This window comes from Candidatus Chloroploca sp. Khr17, from assembly GCF_004138165.1.
Lineage (GTDB): Bacteria > Chloroflexota > Chloroflexia > Chloroflexales > Chloroflexaceae > Chloroploca.
This window is the reverse complement of the sequence record NZ_RYFF01000014.1, coordinates 12283-28408: the sequence shown is the minus strand read 5'-3', so window position 1 is coordinate 28408 and position 16126 is coordinate 12283. Positions and strand designations below refer to the sequence as shown.

The 16126-nt window shown below is 54.7% G+C and carries 20 protein-coding genes; 4 read left to right on the top strand and 16 right to left on the bottom strand.

Annotated features, from left to right (window positions below):
• Positions 1 to 44 precede the first annotated feature (44 nt).
• From EKD05_RS10530 to EKD05_RS10515, 4 genes are all read left to right on the top strand, one after another.
• A complete protein-coding gene (locus tag EKD05_RS10530; protein WP_240695724.1) occupies positions 45 to 887 on the top strand; it encodes a tetratricopeptide repeat protein in 843 nt (280 codons plus the stop codon).
• 49 nt (positions 888 to 936) lie between these two features.
• The gene (locus tag EKD05_RS10525) at positions 937 to 2325 is read left to right on the top strand and encodes an ATP-binding protein (protein ID WP_129672402.1); all 1389 of its coding nucleotides are present in this window, start codon (positions 937 to 939) and stop codon (positions 2323 to 2325) included.
• Between the two features lie 126 nt (positions 2326 to 2451).
• Entirely contained in the window at positions 2452 to 3936 is a 1485-nt protein-coding gene (locus tag EKD05_RS10520; protein ID WP_129672400.1) for a CpaF family protein, read from the top strand.
• Positions 3937 to 3941: 5 nt separating this feature from the next.
• On the top strand, positions 3942 to 5435 hold the full coding sequence (locus tag EKD05_RS10515) for an NAD(P)/FAD-dependent oxidoreductase (protein WP_129672398.1): 1494 nt from the start codon (positions 3942 to 3944) through the stop codon (positions 5433 to 5435).
• Positions 5436 to 6269: 834 nt separating this feature from the next.
• Here EKD05_RS10515 and fabD read toward each other — a convergent pair.
• From fabD to rpmJ, 16 genes are all read right to left on the bottom strand, one after another.
• Positions 6270 to 7232, bottom strand: coding sequence for an ACP S-malonyltransferase (fabD, locus tag EKD05_RS10510; protein ID WP_129672396.1), 963 nt, complete (start codon positions 7230 to 7232; stop codon positions 6270 to 6272).
• A gap of 145 nt (positions 7233 to 7377) precedes the next feature.
• Positions 7378 to 8382, bottom strand: a complete 1005-nt coding sequence (locus EKD05_RS10505) for a beta-ketoacyl-ACP synthase III (protein ID WP_129672394.1) — start codon at positions 8380 to 8382, stop codon at positions 7378 to 7380.
• A gap of 20 nt (positions 8383 to 8402) precedes the next feature.
• Positions 8403 to 8591 (bottom strand): 50S ribosomal protein L32, encoded by a 189-nt coding sequence (gene rpmF / locus EKD05_RS10500; RefSeq protein WP_129672392.1) that lies wholly within the window; start codon positions 8589 to 8591, stop codon positions 8403 to 8405.
• A 12-nt stretch (positions 8592 to 8603) separates the two neighbouring features.
• Entirely contained in the window at positions 8604 to 9161 is a 558-nt protein-coding gene (locus tag EKD05_RS10495; RefSeq protein WP_129672390.1) for a DUF177 domain-containing protein, read from the bottom strand.
• A gap of 70 nt (positions 9162 to 9231) precedes the next feature.
• A complete protein-coding gene (locus tag EKD05_RS10490; protein WP_129672388.1) occupies positions 9232 to 9675 on the bottom strand; it encodes a hypothetical protein in 444 nt (147 codons plus the stop codon).
• On the bottom strand, positions 9672 to 10157 hold the full coding sequence (gene coaD, locus EKD05_RS10485; protein WP_097650789.1) for a pantetheine-phosphate adenylyltransferase: 486 nt from the start codon (positions 10155 to 10157) through the stop codon (positions 9672 to 9674). The genes EKD05_RS10490 and coaD overlap by 4 nt, the downstream gene beginning before the upstream one ends.
• Before the next feature lie 47 nt (positions 10158 to 10204).
• Positions 10205 to 10816 (bottom strand): 16S rRNA (guanine(966)-N(2))-methyltransferase RsmD, encoded by a 612-nt coding sequence (gene rsmD / locus EKD05_RS10480; protein WP_129672386.1) that lies wholly within the window; start codon positions 10814 to 10816, stop codon positions 10205 to 10207.
• A 68-nt stretch (positions 10817 to 10884) separates the two neighbouring features.
• Positions 10885 to 11283 carry a 30S ribosomal protein S9 gene (rpsI, locus tag EKD05_RS10475; protein ID WP_097650787.1) on the bottom strand — a complete coding sequence of 133 codons (399 nt, stop codon included), beginning with the start codon at positions 11281 to 11283 and terminating at the stop codon, positions 10885 to 10887.
• Positions 11284 to 11297: 14 nt separating this feature from the next.
• On the bottom strand, positions 11298 to 11735 hold the full coding sequence (gene rplM, locus EKD05_RS10470) for a 50S ribosomal protein L13 (RefSeq protein ID WP_129672384.1): 438 nt from the start codon (positions 11733 to 11735) through the stop codon (positions 11298 to 11300).
• A gap of 30 nt (positions 11736 to 11765) precedes the next feature.
• Positions 11766 to 12548: a tRNA pseudouridine(38-40) synthase TruA gene (gene truA, locus EKD05_RS10465; protein ID WP_129672382.1), complete on the bottom strand. Its 783-nt coding sequence runs from the start codon at positions 12546 to 12548 to the stop codon at positions 11766 to 11768.
• Positions 12548 to 12898 (bottom strand): 50S ribosomal protein L17, encoded by a 351-nt coding sequence (gene rplQ, locus EKD05_RS10460; protein ID WP_129672380.1) that lies wholly within the window; start codon positions 12896 to 12898, stop codon positions 12548 to 12550. The genes truA and rplQ overlap by 1 nt, the downstream gene beginning before the upstream one ends.
• A gap of 55 nt (positions 12899 to 12953) precedes the next feature.
• Positions 12954 to 13907 carry a DNA-directed RNA polymerase subunit alpha gene (locus EKD05_RS10455; protein ID WP_129672378.1) on the bottom strand — a complete coding sequence of 318 codons (954 nt, stop codon included), beginning with the start codon at positions 13905 to 13907 and terminating at the stop codon, positions 12954 to 12956.
• Between the two features lie 181 nt (positions 13908 to 14088).
• The gene (gene rpsD / locus EKD05_RS10450) at positions 14089 to 14709 is read right to left on the bottom strand and encodes a 30S ribosomal protein S4 (protein WP_129672376.1); all 621 of its coding nucleotides are present in this window, start codon (positions 14707 to 14709) and stop codon (positions 14089 to 14091) included.
• Positions 14710 to 14883: 174 nt separating this feature from the next.
• A complete protein-coding gene (gene rpsK, locus EKD05_RS10445) occupies positions 14884 to 15297 on the bottom strand; it encodes a 30S ribosomal protein S11 (protein ID WP_097650781.1) in 414 nt (137 codons plus the stop codon).
• Between the two features lie 110 nt (positions 15298 to 15407).
• Complete coding sequence (gene rpsM, locus EKD05_RS10440; protein WP_129672374.1) at positions 15408 to 15788, bottom strand: 30S ribosomal protein S13; 381 nt, start codon at positions 15786 to 15788, stop codon at positions 15408 to 15410.
• Between the two features lie 132 nt (positions 15789 to 15920).
• Positions 15921 to 16037 (bottom strand): 50S ribosomal protein L36, encoded by a 117-nt coding sequence (rpmJ, locus tag EKD05_RS10435; protein WP_012258254.1) that lies wholly within the window; start codon positions 16035 to 16037, stop codon positions 15921 to 15923.
• Positions 16038 to 16126 lie beyond the last annotated feature (89 nt).

Genomic DNA, 16126 nt, shown 5'->3' with positions numbered 1-16126 from the left:
GTCGTCTTTCGTGCAAACATCAATAGAGAGTAGAGGAGTCCGCTTTGGCCAGACAGGATGAAAAACAGCGCATTCGTCGCAAATTGCAAGAGAAGGCCGTCGAACTCGCAGCTATGAATCGCTGGGAAGAGGCCCTGGAAACAAATCAACAGATCCTTGGCCTCGGCGAAGATGTTGACACCTTCAATCGCCTTGGCAAGGCCTTGATGGAGCTCGGTCGCTACAGTGCGGCCCACGATGCCTACCAACAGGCCTTGCGTATTACGCCGACGAATAGCATTGCTCGCAAAAATGTCGCTCGCCTTGATGCTCTCCTTGCCCGTGGCTTCGAGAGTGGCCAGGTACATCTGAAACCACGCCAGCAAGTTGATATGCGCATGTTTATTACCGAAACAGGGCGAACCGCCATCACAACCCTCGTTGATGTGCCCCGTTCACCTGCTGTCGATGCGCTCGTGACTGGCGAAAAGATGACTTTTCGCGTCGAAGGACGCAATGTCTATGTGATCGATGCCGATGGCACTGTCGTTGGTCGCCTTGAACCAAAGCTTGGCCAACGCCTCGCCGAGTTGATCAATGGCGGTAATCGCTATCTCGCCGCGATCGCCCAAAGTGACCCGCGCAGCGTTCGTTTGCTGATTCGTGAGACGTATCAGGATCCCGCCCAACGCAACCGTATCTCGTTTCCTGGTAAGCTCGGCGAGGCAGCTGCCTATGTCTCTAGTCTTCGTTATGAGGAGTATGAAGATCTCCTGGATGATGAAGAACATACCGACGAGATTGACGTTGTTGATGAAGAATATCTCGCTACCGATGAAGAAGAAGAAATCGGCCTCGAAGAGATTGAACAGGATATGGGTGATGATGACGATGGCATTGAAGAATGATCGCGTCGGCTGAATGCCGGCTCACTTCGATGTCATGCAAGGAGGCCTCATGCCAATTAGGCTGCACGAAATTCCTAGCTCCCAGTCTCCTATCCAGACATCGCGTGAGTCTGGTGCGGCAACGCTCCCTGCAATGCCGCGCCAACCTTCGTCCATTGCCGAAACTGGTCTCACAATGGCGTTCCTGACCGATCACGTCCTCAAGGTGATCTATTTTACCGGTGCGATTACTGGGCAGCGCCTTGAGGAGATGACCAAATTGCCGTTTCTTGGGGTGCTCGATAAGGTGCTTGAGTTTCTCAAGCTCGAAGAGTTTACCGATATCATCGGGGCTGAAGGCGGCTTTAGCGAACGTTCCTTCCAGTATATTATCACCCCCAAAGGCCGTAATCGTGCCCACGAGGCGATTGAACGTAGTCAGTATGCTGGTCCGGCCCCCGTTCCGCTCGATGAGTACCTCGAAATGTGCCACCGTCAGCAGATCGGTGATATGGTCATTGATCAGCAGACGATCCGCCAGGCCTTTAGCCACCTGGTGGTCAATGAGAAGATGCTCGATCGTATCGGGCCTGCCGCAAATTCGGCGCGTTCGCTCTTTCTCTATGGCCCCCCCGGAAATGGCAAAACGACGATCGCTGAAGGTATTTCAAACATGCTTGCCGGCTATGTCTTGATTCCATATGCGATCGAAATTGATGGTCAAATTGTCAAGCTCTTTGACCCACTCAATCACCAGGTTGTGCAACAGCATGAAGTCGGTCATGTCGAAGTTGTTGCTACACCCTTTGGCAACAAGGCCGCCGGTAGCAATGCCAGTTTCCCCGATGCACGCTGGCTCGTCTGCCGCCGCCCCCGCGTGGTCGTCGGTGGCGAATTGATCCTCGAACAACTTGAATTGATCTATGACCCGATCTCCAAGGTCTATGAGGCTCCGTTCCAACTCAAAGCCAACGGGGGCCTCTTTCTTATCGATGACTTCGGACGCCAGAAGTGCCGACCCCAGGATCTGCTCAATCGCTGGATCGTGCCCCTCGAGAAGAAGGTCGATTACCTCGCCCTCCAGACCGGCAAGAAACTCCAGGTGCCTTTCGATGTCTTGATTATCTTCTCGACCAACCTCGATCCAAAAGAACTCGTCGATGATGCCTTCCTCCGTCGCATCCGGCATAAAATCGAGGTTCCTAATCCCTCGCCAACTGAGTTTCGTGCGATCTTTCAACTCGTTTGCAAGTCCAAGAAGATTCCGTATAGCGATGAGGGGTTGCGCCATCTGTTGCAAGAACATTATATGAAGGTCGGACGCGATCTGCGCGCCTGCCATCCCCGCGATCTCTGCGACCAGATCCTTGATGAAGCCAAGTATCGCGCTATTCCTCCCAATATGAGCCGTGAATTGATCGATCGCGCCTGCGAAGCCTATTTTGTGCAGCTTGGGTAATGGTGTTATGCTATGCTCTAAGTAGATCTTATGTCCAAGACGTTGACGCTGCACGTCTCTTCCTTTCCGCAAACTGATGTGTCCTTGACCCTCGCTCGCATGGCCCCTAGCAAACGGAGGTGGTGTATGTCTCTGCTAAAACGGCTCGGTGGCAATAGTGGCACTCCACAAACAAGTGAGCCCGTCACAACTCGATCAACTCCGTTGAGTACCGTGGCTCCACCACCACCAGTGCAAACCCCTATGCCACCACCCGCTGCACCAGTTGAGTCGCCCCGTGGCCTTGGTATGTCCAGTCCGGTAGTACAGGATGCGGTTCAACCTGATGACCAGCAGCGGATGCTCGAACTCTCGCTTTGGTGTGTTGACCGCATTCAGGCTTCACTCGGCAATCAGACCGAGTTGAAGAATTCACCTGAAACCGAAAAATTGCTGCAAGAACGCTTCGCCCGTGTCTATCAACAGTCAGGGGTGAGCCTCCCACCCGATCAGGTCAAACATCTCTTTACCATGGTTTGTGATGAGTTGATGGGCTTCGGGCCAATCCAACAATTGCTGAATGATGATAGCATTAGTGAGGTTATGGTCAATGGGCCCCATCGCGTCTACGTTGAACAGAAGGGCAAGGTGAAGCTTACAAGTGTGCACTTTGCGAGCGAAGAGCATGTCTTGAAAGTCATTGACCGTATTATCCGCCCCCTTGGACGCCGCGTGGATCGCAAGTGGCCGATGGTTGATGCCCGTCTGCCTGATGGCTCGCGGGTCAATGCGATTATTCCTCCCTGCTCAATTGATGGATCAACCGTCACGATCCGTAAGTTCGCCAAGAATAAACTCAAAATTGATGACTTGATCCGCTATGGGTCGCTCACGGTCGAGATGGCCGAGTTTTTGCGTGCCTGTGTCGTCTCGCGCCTCAATATTGTGGTCTCTGGCGGCACTGGCTCTGGTAAAACGACCCTGCTAAATGTGCTCTCGAATTTCATTCCCGAGGAAGAGCGCATTGTGACCATCGAAGATAGCGCCGAGTTGCAACTTGCCCAGGATCACGTCGTGCGCCTCGAGGCCAAACCCGCTGAAGTGGACGGCAGCGGTCGTGTGCAGATCCGCGACCTGGTCATTAACTCGCTGCGTATGCGCCCTGAACGCGTTGTCATCGGTGAGTGCCGTGGCGGCGAAACGCTCGATATGCTCCAGGCAATGAATACTGGCCACGATGGCTCGCTGACGACGCTCCACGCCAATGCACCCCGCGACGCCCTCGCCCGTATGGAGACAATGTCGATGATGGCCGGCATGGATCTGCCCCTCAGGGTCATCCGTGAGCAGATTGCCTCGGCAATTGATATTATTGTCCAGCAGACCCGCCTCGATGATGGGCAACGCAAGATTTCCTACATTACCGAAGTTCAGGGCATGGAAGGCGATACCGTGGTCCTCCAGGATATCTTTAAGCTCGAAATGCTCGGCAAGTCGCCCGAAGGCAAAATTGAGACCGAAATGCGTCCGACCGGGGTGCGTCCACGCTTTACTCCGCGACTCGAAGCCCACGGCTTTAAGTTGCCCCCCAGTATTTTTGGAGCCCAAATCCCGGGCCAGAAACGACGCTAAGCTTGATGGTGCGCACATCCCAGGCAACGAAACCAACCATCATTGTAGGCGCAGGACTCGGTGGCCTCGCTACAGCGATTCACCTCGCTACACAAGGCCACCGCGTCTTGATCCTCGAGAAGAATGCTCGCGTCGGCGGCAAGCTCAACCTCGTCACTGACCAGGGCTATACCTTTGATACGGGACCTTCATTGCTCACCATGCCCTGGGTCATCAGGGAACTTTTCGCTGCGGCTGGGCGCCAAGCGGATGCGTATCTGCACCTTGAACAGATCGAACCAACCTGTCGCTATCAGTGGCCCGATGGCACGTCATTCAATGCCTGGCAACGCTTGCCTCAGTTGATCCAGGAGATCCAGCACCTCGCCCCCGCTGATGTGACCGGTTTCTTTCGCTTTCTGGCCCATACGTCACAGATCTATGATGCGGTAGCCGATAATTTTTTGCTCAAACCCTTCGATGGTCTGCGTGAACTGATTACCCCTCGCCTGCTGCGGGATGGCCCGCGCATTGATGCGCTGCGGAGTGTCGATGCCGCTGTGCGTTCGTTCTTCCGCAGCCCCTATCTCCGCCAGGTCTTCAATCGCTATGCGACCTACAATGGCTCTTCGCCCTATCTCTCACCAGCAACTTTCAATGTCATTGCTTATATCGAAATGGCCGAGGGCGGCTGGTATGTGCGCGGTGGCATGTATGCCCTCGCGGTTGCCCTCCAACGCCTCGCCGAAGAACTGGGCGTCGAGATACGCTGTAATAGTCCAGTCACCGAGATTCTCGAGCACAACGGTGTCGCAATGGGGGTCCGCCTTGCCGATGGCGCGGTGCTCTGGGCGCAGCGAGTCATTGTCAATGCCGATCCACGCTATGCGTATCAGGCGCTCTTGCCTGGGCAAACCCGCATAGCGCGTCAACTGGCTCGCCTCGAACCATCGTGTAGTGGTTTCGTGCTTTTTCTTGGTGTCAAACGAGTCTACAAACAGTTGGCGCATCATAATATTTTCTTTAGCACTGATTATTCTGGTGAATTTGCAGCCATCTTTGAGAAAGGTGTCCCTCCTGTTGATCCGACGATCTACGTGGCGGCTACATGCCTCACCGATCCTGACCACGCCCCTCCCGGCCACATGAATCTCTTTGTCCTTGTCAATGCACCTGTCGTCAACGACCGGGTTTGCTGGCAGCACGAGGCTGAACCATATCGCGATCTAGTGGTGCGCAAGCTGGAACGGATGGGCCTGACGAACTTGCAGGACGAGATTGTGTACGAGCAGATCTGGACACCGGCAACGATCGCGTCTATCTACAATGCCGCTGGCGGCGCTATCTATGGCCTCGCCTCGAATAACCGTTTCTCTGCCTTCCTTCGCCCTCCCCTGCGCGCACGTGGCCTCCGTCACCTCTATTTTGTTGGTGGTGGCACCCACCCAGGTGGCGGTATTCCCCTTGTGCTACTCTCTGGCCGTGCTGTGGCCGAACGTGTGCTGGCCGATCACGCATAAACGCTTTACAGTTACAAGAAAAACTCATGTGCATTCTTTGTGTCTTTTGGCGCATAACAGACGTATAACGCCCCAAAAAAGGTTTATTATCGTTAAGAGGCGATGAAAGTCTTGCATATTTGGCGTAAGAATGCTATGATCTGGCTGAAGCCTCAGGGGAACAGTTCGAAACCAGAGTACATAAACAATCGAAAACGTGCAACAAACGCACAAGCGCTATCTTCTCGTTGTAAAGAAAAAGGTTTTTTGAGGGGGTTGCGTACGTCAGGGGAAATATGATAAGCACCGGGTGTTATCATAGGGAGATTGACAGACAAGCGCTGGATCGCTGACTGAGTGATCAGATGCTCTGCGCGTGCAATGGTTGCCTCTCGTGGCAAAGCTCAAGCCGTGTGGTACAGTAAAGTAAACCCACGCACAGATATGAGCCATACCCGCAAGCAAAAGCTAGCCAGCAGGAGTACTTCTAGTTCCTGCAAATGGTGGAGCAGCCTAGGGTCTGCTAGAGATAAGTAGATGAGTTTAAGCTGCTCAACGGGTCGATCACATACCCTTGAGGCATCAAATAAGGTTGGATTTGCACGTCGGCAATCAGAAGGGAACTGAACGAAGGGTGTATTTCTAGGGAAACTTGTACGTATGACGGAAGCTCACTAAACTGAACGTACATGGGAGTCTCTCGGATCTTGCACGCACGTTGGAACTTTTGGTATCGGTCGTTACGTGAAATACAAAGCTTGTTCATTCAGTGCAAAGCCGGAGGAAGTCCCTCCGGCTTTTGCCTTGTCACAACCACTCTGCGTCAAACAACCGGTCTTCTTTGCGCCAGACGATTTAGTCCGCCTCGCGGTCAAGGGCAAAGGCACGGACATCATCACTCGTGCTGAGGTTGATCAAACGGGTGTTGGGGGCGATCCGCCGGACAAGCCCGGTAAGCGCTTTGCCCGGGCCCAACTCAAGAAAGGCTGAGACGCCATCCTGCACCATGCGCTGTACCGACGCAATCCAGCGTACCGGGGCCACCACCTGAGCAACGGCTTCGTAACGCACCTCGTCCGCCTTGAGCAACGGCTCAGCCGTAACATTCGCAATCAACGGGATGTGCAGATCACGTACACCCACCGAACGAATTGCCCATGCCATGCCATCAGCGGCATGCCGCATCAAGGGCGAATGAAAGGCGGCACTTACCCGCAACGGCAATACGCGCTTGGCCCCACGAATCTTGGCCAGGATCGAGGCCTGCTCAACAGCCAGGGTGCTGCCACTGATCACCAACTGGTCAGGTGCGTTATAGTTGGCAACTACAATCGTCCGTACCGGTTCAGGATGATCGGCAAGCGATGCACTCACTTCCCGGCAAACCTGGTCGAGATCGTCTTCGGGTAACCCGATCACAGCAGCCATACTGCCATCACGGGCCTGGGCCATCAGTTCACCACGCTGCCGCACCAGGCGAACGGCATCGGCAAAATCGAGCGCCCCACCTGCAACCAGCGCGGAATATTCCCCAAGACTATGCCCGGCCACAGCAGCTGGTGGCGGTAGCGACATCCCCCGAGCTTCTTCGAGCGAACGCAATACGGCCGTGCTCATCGTAAGCAGGGCTGGCTGGGCATTCTCGGTCGCCATTAAGACATCCTCAGGCCCCTCGAAACAGAGACGGCTCAGTGCGAACCCAAGCACATCATCAGCCTCATCAAAGACTGCCCGTGCCGCAGGCGATTGATCATAGAGATCCCGCCCCATTCCCACCATTTGCGAGCCCTGCCCCGGAAAAATCCATGCCTGTGTCATAGAGATGCCACTGCACCTTTCATAGGTTTTGGTGACCCACACACAAAAACGCAAAGGTTCAGAACGTGGGCGTACGCGCACTGGACTGACAACTTTGCGTCATTGCGTTTCGGATCGTCAAACAATGCCTGCGAGTAAGCTCGCCTCAACCACGGGCTGCCGGGCTACCCCAGCGTACCACCGCCGACCCCCATGTTAACCCGCCGCCAAAAGCAGTCAGCAACACGAGATCGCCTGGAACGATGCGTCCCTGCTGGGCCGCCTCGCTGAGTGCAATCGGGACAGAAGCAGCTGATGTATTGCCATAACGATCCAGATTGACAAAACAGCGTTCCATTGGCAAGCCCAGCCGTTTTGCCACCGCTTCAATAATACGTACATTGGCCTGATGTGGCACCACCAGGGTGATCTCATCGAGCGTGATACCAGCATCGGCAAGGGCACGCTCTGACGATTCACACATACCACGGACAGCGTGCTTGAAGATTTCACGCCCGTTCATATAGACATACTGGCGTCCCTGTGCCAGCAGTTCGGGGGTCGCGGGCAGCAGCGTCCCACCAGCATCCACGGCCATCATAGTTTCGCCATCACCCCACGACCCTACGTTTGAGGCAAGCAACCCCAGGGGTTGCTCACTCGCCTGTAGCACTACAGCCCCGGCCCCATCACCAAACAGGACACTCGTATTACGATCCTGCCAGTTGATCAGGTGGGTAAAAATATCGGCCCCGACAAGCAAAAGCGTCCGGCTCATCCCGCTCTGCACGAGGCTAGAACCGACACTCAAGCCATACACAAACCCGCTACACGCGGCGGCAAGATCAAACGCCCCGGCCCGAGGAATCTCAAGCAAGCGTTGAACACTGCACGCAGTAGCGGGAAAAGGACGATCAGGCGTACACGTCGCGACAATAATCGTATCAACGTCCGCAGGCAACACACCGGCTTGCGCCAGAGCATGACGACCAGCTGCCGCAGCTAACATTGAGGTCGGCTCATCAGCACTGGCAACATAACGCTGAGCAATCCCCGTCCTGCTCTGAATCCACTCATCAGAAGTGTCCATCTGCCGAGCAAGCTCAGCATTGGTTACAACACGACGCGGGACAGCCAGGCCCCAGCCAGTAATTGCCGCATAACGTGGCATAGAGAGTGTCACCAGTCAGCCTATTCTGGCTGGGGCATCACTACAACCTGACGGCCTTTGTAGGTACCACAGGCTTTGCAGGTGTAATGAGCGCGCATTGGTTTACCACAAGCCGGACACGTCACGATCACTGGTGGCGTCAAGGCCAGATGCTGGCGACGATTGCCACGGCGATGTCGCGACACTTTTCGTTTTGGAACTGCACCCATCTCTCTGCTCTCCTACTTATTCTTACGATTATGGCGTTCAGCCCAGGCCTTCAAAGCCTCAAGCGAAACTTCAGTCTCTTCACCCTCACCCACGTCACCTTCGGTCTCAGCTTCAAGCCCATCAGACTGCACCGTATACTGGATAGGTTGATCACGATAGGCTGGACTGACCGGATTGAGCGGTAACTCAAGCAACGTATACTCACGGAGTGCTTTGCCGATATCGGCCATATGCAACTCATTGAGAAAGAACGGATCTTCTTCAATCGGGGGTGCCAAGCCCCCCCCAGAGAAGATATCGATCACCGAATGGAATTGATCGGCAAATTCAACCGTGACCGGGTATTCAAACTCTTCCAGTGAACGAACGCACAGAAGCTGAACAACCCCCTCGGCCTGCACTCTCGCCCACACACCTGTCGCCGTGCGGGTAAAACGAACGCTGCCGCTGATGTCACGCAAGATCAACTGCTCATCAAGAACCAAGGCCGCTTCGGTAAAGGTATAATCCCGGCGCGCCCCCATCTCTTCACGGAGCAGTTGCGCAACATTAAATTTCAGATCAGTCATGGCAATACAAGCGCAGCAATGCAACAGAGCGCTACAAACACTGCATTATAGGCGAGAGAAGGCTTGCCTGTCAAGCTTCGTGATCCGCCTCGGTGTGCCGCGTGCCAAGGGTCGAGAGGCCATTGCGCACACTTGTCGCCAGACGAGTCAGGCGCTCATCAAGTTCTTCGAGCACCTGGCGGGCATAGTCATCAGCCCCGGCACGCACCAGAGTGGCTTCATACTCGGCTGCCTCAAGCAACCGGCTCCGCTCACTCTCCACTGCCTCGATCAGACCACGCTCTTCAAGCACTTGTTGCACGCGCATCTGCGCCTCGGCAATCAAGCGTTCCTGTTCTTGCACAATCCGGCGCGCACGCTTCTGTTCCTCAGGAATCGCCACGCGCATGCGATCAATGATATCGAGCATACGCTCTTCATCAACCAGGAGCCGTGTGCTAAACGGTACCCGGCGACCTTCGGCGAGGGCATCCTCTAGCTCGTCGATTAAATCATCAAGCTCGATGGCTGTCACCCCCTTTGTGCAAACTTCTGCCGCAACACGGGAATAATATGTGGCGGGACAAACTCGACCGGGTCTCGCCCGAGTCCAGCGATTTCACGAACCGCACTCGAGCTAATATGGGCAAACTGACGACTAGCCATCAAAACCACCACTTCGATCTCTGCATCAAGGGTCTGGTTCAATTGCGCCATATTATATTCAACCTCGAAGTCACTGACTGTCCGCAGCCCCCGCACCAGCGCAATCGCCCCGATCGAACGAGCAAAATCAACGGTCAATCCGGTGTAAGAGGTCGCCTCAACCTGCGGTAGATCGGTCAGCGATGCACGCAAGAGAGCTAAGCGCTCTTCAGTTGAAAAGAGCAAGTTCTTCTTTGGCTGATCAAAGACCGCCATCACAACGCGGTCAAAGATGCGGCACGTACGCTCGGCAATCTCAAGATGGGCATACGTGACAGGATCAAAACTACCGGGATAGACTGCAATACGCATGACAGGCCTGGCTCTCCTTCGCGACGAGACCCCACTACTGATGCGAACTATGGTACCGTGGGGAACGCTGCCTCTTCGGTTGTCAACCCTTCAGCCTGTGCTTCCTCTTCGCCATACACATAGATGGAAAAGCAAGAATCACCGAGGCGACGAAATTTGATCCGTGTCACGTCGGCATATTGTTCGGCCAGTTCCACCCGTGGCGAATGCCCAACAATCAGCAGCATATCAGAATGTCCAAAAGCCCCTGTCGCAATTGTCGCGATTGTTTGCTCGATCATCGGGTCAGCATAGGGTGGATCCATCACAATATAGTCATAGGCGGAACTGCCACGATGGGCCTGAAGAAACCGTTCAACTGGCATATGATGCACTCGGGCACAAGCATCAAGCCTGGTATGAGCAAGATTGCCCCGAATAATCGAACAGACATGAGGATTCTGTTCAACGAAGTCAGCGAAGCTTGCCCCACGCGAGAGTAACTCGATCCCGAGTGATCCGGTACCAGCATACAGGTCAAGCACCCGTCCACGAATCGGACGATACCCTTCAAGCACCGAAAAAAGCGACTCTTTGACCCGGTCAAGCATCGGGCGCGTGCCCATACCTTTCGGGGCTTTGAGTTTATGGCCTTTGGCGCGACCTGTAATTACTCGCATCAGGTTCCCCATCTGGTACTGGCAAACAAGAGCACTCTGCGCTCTTATTTGCCAGCACAGGAACATTGCTACCGCTTGGTATACTGCGGAGCCTTACGAGCCCGCTTAAGACCAGGTTTCTTGCGCTCTTTCACACGCGGATCGCGCGTCAAGAAGCCTGCCTTTTTCAACACCGGGCGCAATTCAGGATCATGATCAAGCAAGGCCCGTGCAATCCCGTGGCGCATTGCGCCAGCCTGGCTGTGGACACCACCACCATGAACCTTCACCAGGACATTGAAACTCGACAGCATCTCAGTCAATTGCAGTGGCGAACGAATCTCGTGCTGCAACAGATCGCGAGGGCCAAAATAGTCTTCGGGGGTCTTATTATTGACTACGATCTCCCCATTGCCAGGGAAGAGGCGCACACGCGCCACCGACGTCTTACGTCGTCCGGTTCCTTGATAGTAGCGTTTAGCCTCCATAGGGCGAGCTCTCCTTAGCTATAACGGGGCGTCCAAATCTTGGGTTGCTGAGCGGCGTGCGGATGGTTCGGGCCAGCATAGATACGCAACTTGCCAAGCAGGCGACGGCCCATACGATTTTTCGGCAGCATACCCTTCACAGCGGTACGCAAAATACGATCCGGATGTTTGGCGAGCATCATCCGGTAGGGGGTGGCTTTCAGCCCCCCAGGATAGCCGGTATGACGATAATAGATCTTCTGATCGGCCTTACGGCCCATGATTTTGATCTTCTCGCAATTGACAACCACGACAAAATCTCCACCATCATTGGAGGGTGTATAGGTTGGCTTATGCTTGCCGCGCAACAACGTCGCAATCTGCGTTGCGAAACGCCCCAGCACCTGGTCGGTCGCATCAACGACATACCAATCACGCTGGATTTCAGAGGCTTTCTGATGATATGTTTTCACTGTTTCCAATCCTTATTGCTCGTGAGAGGCTCACGCCTGTCTACTCTCCCAGCGCACCAGGCCGGGCGGATAGTGTACCGCCATCAAGGTGAGCCCGTGGGCCGCAGCGGTTGGCCCTGCCGCTTTACGTTCGCCGCGTTCGAGCACCTGCTGAAACGCACTCACCGTCATTCGTCCCCGCCCCACCAACAGCACGGTACCAACGATCACCCGCACCATATGCTGTAAAAACGCATTTGCAGCTACTTCAAGCGCAATCAAACGGCGGCCCAGCAATTCGATCTCGGTCAACTTGGCACAATGCATCGTACGAACCGTACGTTTCTGGTCAGGTGACTGCACCGTAAAGGCTGCAAAATCATGCGTCCCTTCCAGAAGCTGCAGTGCCTCAGCCATCTGCGCCAGATCCAGACGTCCTTCCACATGCAATACCATATGACGCAAGGCAGGCAGAGGCACCATACTCGCATCAAGCAGATAACGATAGTCGCGCCTGATTGCGCTATGACGAGCATGAAAATCGGGCGTAACCTCACAAGCATCCTGTACGCGCAGATCCTCGGGCAACCTAGCATTCAAACCACGGACAATCGTCAAGGGAGGATGACGGGTCGTGCTACGGATACTTGCCACCTGAGCATAGGCATGCACACCGGCATCAGTGCGTCCCGAAAGGGTTATCCGTTTCTGTTCCTGCGTCAGGGCCTCCCAGGCTTCTTCCAGGGCACCCTGTACGGAGCGGCCCTGATTTTGCCACTGCGAGCCAATAAAGTCAGTGCCATCATAGGCGAGCAGCAGCGCAATATTTCGCATCAGATCAACTCGATAACGGCCATTGGTGCCCCATCACCAAGGCGGGGGCCGAGCTTGGTAATGCGGGTATAGCCCCCATTACGATCCGCATAGTCGAGAGGCGCAAAGGTAAAGAGCTTACGCATGGCATCTTTGCTTGACAGCTTCGACAAGGCCATCCGCCGCGTATGAGGGGTATCCTCACGGGCCAGCGTAATCAATTTTTCCATCTCGGGCTGAACGGCCTTCGCCTTCGCGAGGGTGGTTGTAATCTTGCGATGCTCGATCAGGGCAATCATCAAATTGCGATAGAGCGCCTTGCGGTGCTCATACGAACGGCCGAGCAACTTACCAGCGTGTCGGTGTCGCATACTTATATCCTCACCAGCGCAATCAGCAACCTTGCGGCCACTCATTGCCCTACACTTACACTCCATCCAGGGCTGTCGTCAGCCGTGGAATATACCCACGCTCGATCAAGCGATCGCGAATCTCTTCCATTGATTTCTGGCCGAGATTTCGTACCGAAAGCAGCGCTTTTTCATCCATTTGCAGAACCTGGCCAACCCGTGTAATTTCGGCACGTTTCAGACAATTATAGGTGCGGGTCGAAAGATCCAGTTCCTCAATGGTTTTATCATACACATCCGCCGGAATAGTGAGCCCACTCGGGGCCAACTGAGGCTCGGGTTCAGCCCCCAGCCGATTAAAATCAGCTACGGTCTGGCTATACTGCACTAGGACGCGGGCCGCATAGCTCAAGGCATCACCAGGTTTGATCGTCCCATCGGTCCAAACTTCAAGCAGCAGACGATCAAAGTCGGTTGCCTGCCCGATACGCGTATTCTGTACCGTATAGATGACTCGTGGCACAGGCGTAAAGATCGCATCAACAGGCATTTCACCGAGCGGTACAATCTCACGCTGATCAGCAGCAAGATAGCCACGCCCCTGTTCCACCGTCATCTCAACCTCAAAGCGAGCATCATCTGTTTCAAGCGTGCAGAGGTAGTGATCAGGGTTGATCACCTCCACATTATCAGGAACAATCAAATCGCCAGCGGCCACATAGCCCGCACCGTGGCGACTCAACTGAAGCTTGACCGGCTGATGGCCATGGACACGGAGACGCACCCCTTTGACATTCAAGACAAACTCGGTCACATCTTCTCTGACACCCTCAAGCAGTGCAAACTCTTGAAATATGCCTGCAAGCTTAATTCTGGTGATCGCATATCCTGGGATAGACGAGAGCAAGACTCGTCGCAATGCATTGCCGAGCGTATGACCATAGCCTGGGTCAAGGGGCTCGATTCGAAACTGCCCGTAGTTCTCGGCCGTCTGCACAACCTCGATCTTGGGCATGGCGATGTCAAGCACGTCACGCCTCCTTTATAGCAGTCGCAGACAGAAGCCGGGGTTGACACGGCTTACCAGCATCAGGCACAACCAGAAGATCACCGTAACAGCAAGCGACCGTTCGCCCTCTGAACACGAATAACCATCCTGGCATACGGCACCCACAGCTACCGTCGCGCCAGCCGACATCCATCGCGCTGGTCTAGCGGCTGTAGAACTCAACGATCAACTGCTCATTAATGCCAGCCTCTGCATCTTCACGGCGGGGCAACGAAAGAATCGTCCCCGTCATTTCAGCAGGATCAAGGCGCAGCCATTCAGGAGCCCGATACTTATTCAGTTCACCACTATCAACCAGATTCTTAAAATAGGTTCGACGGCGACTCTCGGGGCGAATCGAAATCGTCTGCCCAATCTTGACCGTATACGAGGGAATATTCGTCTTCCGGCCATCAACCATAATATGTCCATGGGCCACAAGCTGGCGGGCCTGAGCACGAGTCGTGGCCAAGCCAAGCCGATAGACTACATTATCAAGACGACGCTCGAGCAAGCTGAGCAGGTACTCACCTGTCACACCACTGCGCCGTGAAGCCTGTTCAAACGTGCGGCGAAACTGTCGTTCTAGCACGCCATAAATATATTTTGCCTTTTGCTTTTCAAGCAACTGCAATCCATAGTCAGAGACCTGACGGCGACGAGCCGACGGGCCGTGTTGTCCAGGGGGAAAGGGGCGCTTATTCAGAATGCGCTGACCCTTTTCGGTAATGCCAATGCCAAGCCGTCGGCTAACCTTGCCGACCGGTCCATGATAACGCGCCATACCTGCTTACAACCTCCATAGCCGAGACAGCCAAACGCTGCCCCAAAAACAGCAACTATTCCTACTACTGCGACGAGAAGGGCGCTTTCTGTCAGCGCGGGGGGCGCCAGGGCCAACAACCCTGCGGTACCGTCCGCACAACATCTCGCCGGATCACACCAATATCCACGATCACTACACACGCCGCCGCTTGGGTGGACGACACCCATTGTGCGGAATTGGCGTCACATCAGTAATCGATGAGACCTGCAAACCAGCCGATTGGAGCGACCGGATTGCTGCTTCACGCCCAGAGCCAGGACCTTTGACGAAGACCTCAAGTGAACGCATCCCGTTTTCCATCGCCTTGCGGGCTGCGGTATCAGCGGTCACCTGGGCCGCATAGGGGGTACTCTTGCGTGAACCCTTGAAGCCTGACTGCCCGGCGCTAGCCCAGCAAATCACTGCACCCTGTGGATCAGTGATCGTGACAATCGTATTATTAAAAGTGCTCAGCACGTGTGCCTGGCCACGGGGCACATTTTTGCGTTCACGACGCTTGCCGCGCTGCCGACTCGCTGCTCCACTCTTCTGTCCCTTTGGGGGCATGTTCGCTCTCCTTACCTAACTGACTGACTACCCTGAGCTTTTTCAACACACACGAACACAGGCCAGGTGCATTGCACCAACCTGTGCCCACAAAAGTTGTCGGATCGCGCTTACTTCTTGGCCTTCTTCTTGATCCCAATGGCCTGTCCCTTACGGCCACGGCGCGTACGGGCATTGGTACGGGTACGCTGACCACGTAAAGGCATCCCACGGCGATGACGGAGGCCGCGATAGCAACCGATATCCATCAAACGCTTGATATTGAGTTGCACCTCACGACGCAGGTCACCCTCGACGCGATACTCACGATCAACCACTTCACGGATACGACCGACTTCTTCTTCGGTCAGATCGCGTACCCGCGCATCAGGATTGACATTTGCTTTACGCAAAACATCGGTGCCATTCGAGCGCCCGATCCCATAGATATAGGTAATCGAGATGCCAACCTTCTTGTTGCGGGGGATATCAACCCCGGCGATTCGTGCCATGAACTTTTCGTCCTCCTGGAACCTTACCCGGCTTCTAGTCAAGCACGGATACGAGAACCCATGTGTTATCCTCGTGTACGAAGCCGTGGCTGGTCTGGATCAACCAACCCGATCCTTCCCAATGTGTATACCTTAGCCCTGACGCTGTTTATGCTTGGGCGTACGTGAGCAGATCACACGGATCACACCCTTACGCTTGATTACCTTGCAATATTCACAGCGAGGCTTTACTGAAGCGCGTACTTTCACAACAGCCTCCTTCTTCGTATCTCACCCAAGCGATTTTTCCCATATCGATATGGCTTCCGGCAGTCGATGCTCCCGAAAACCACACCATC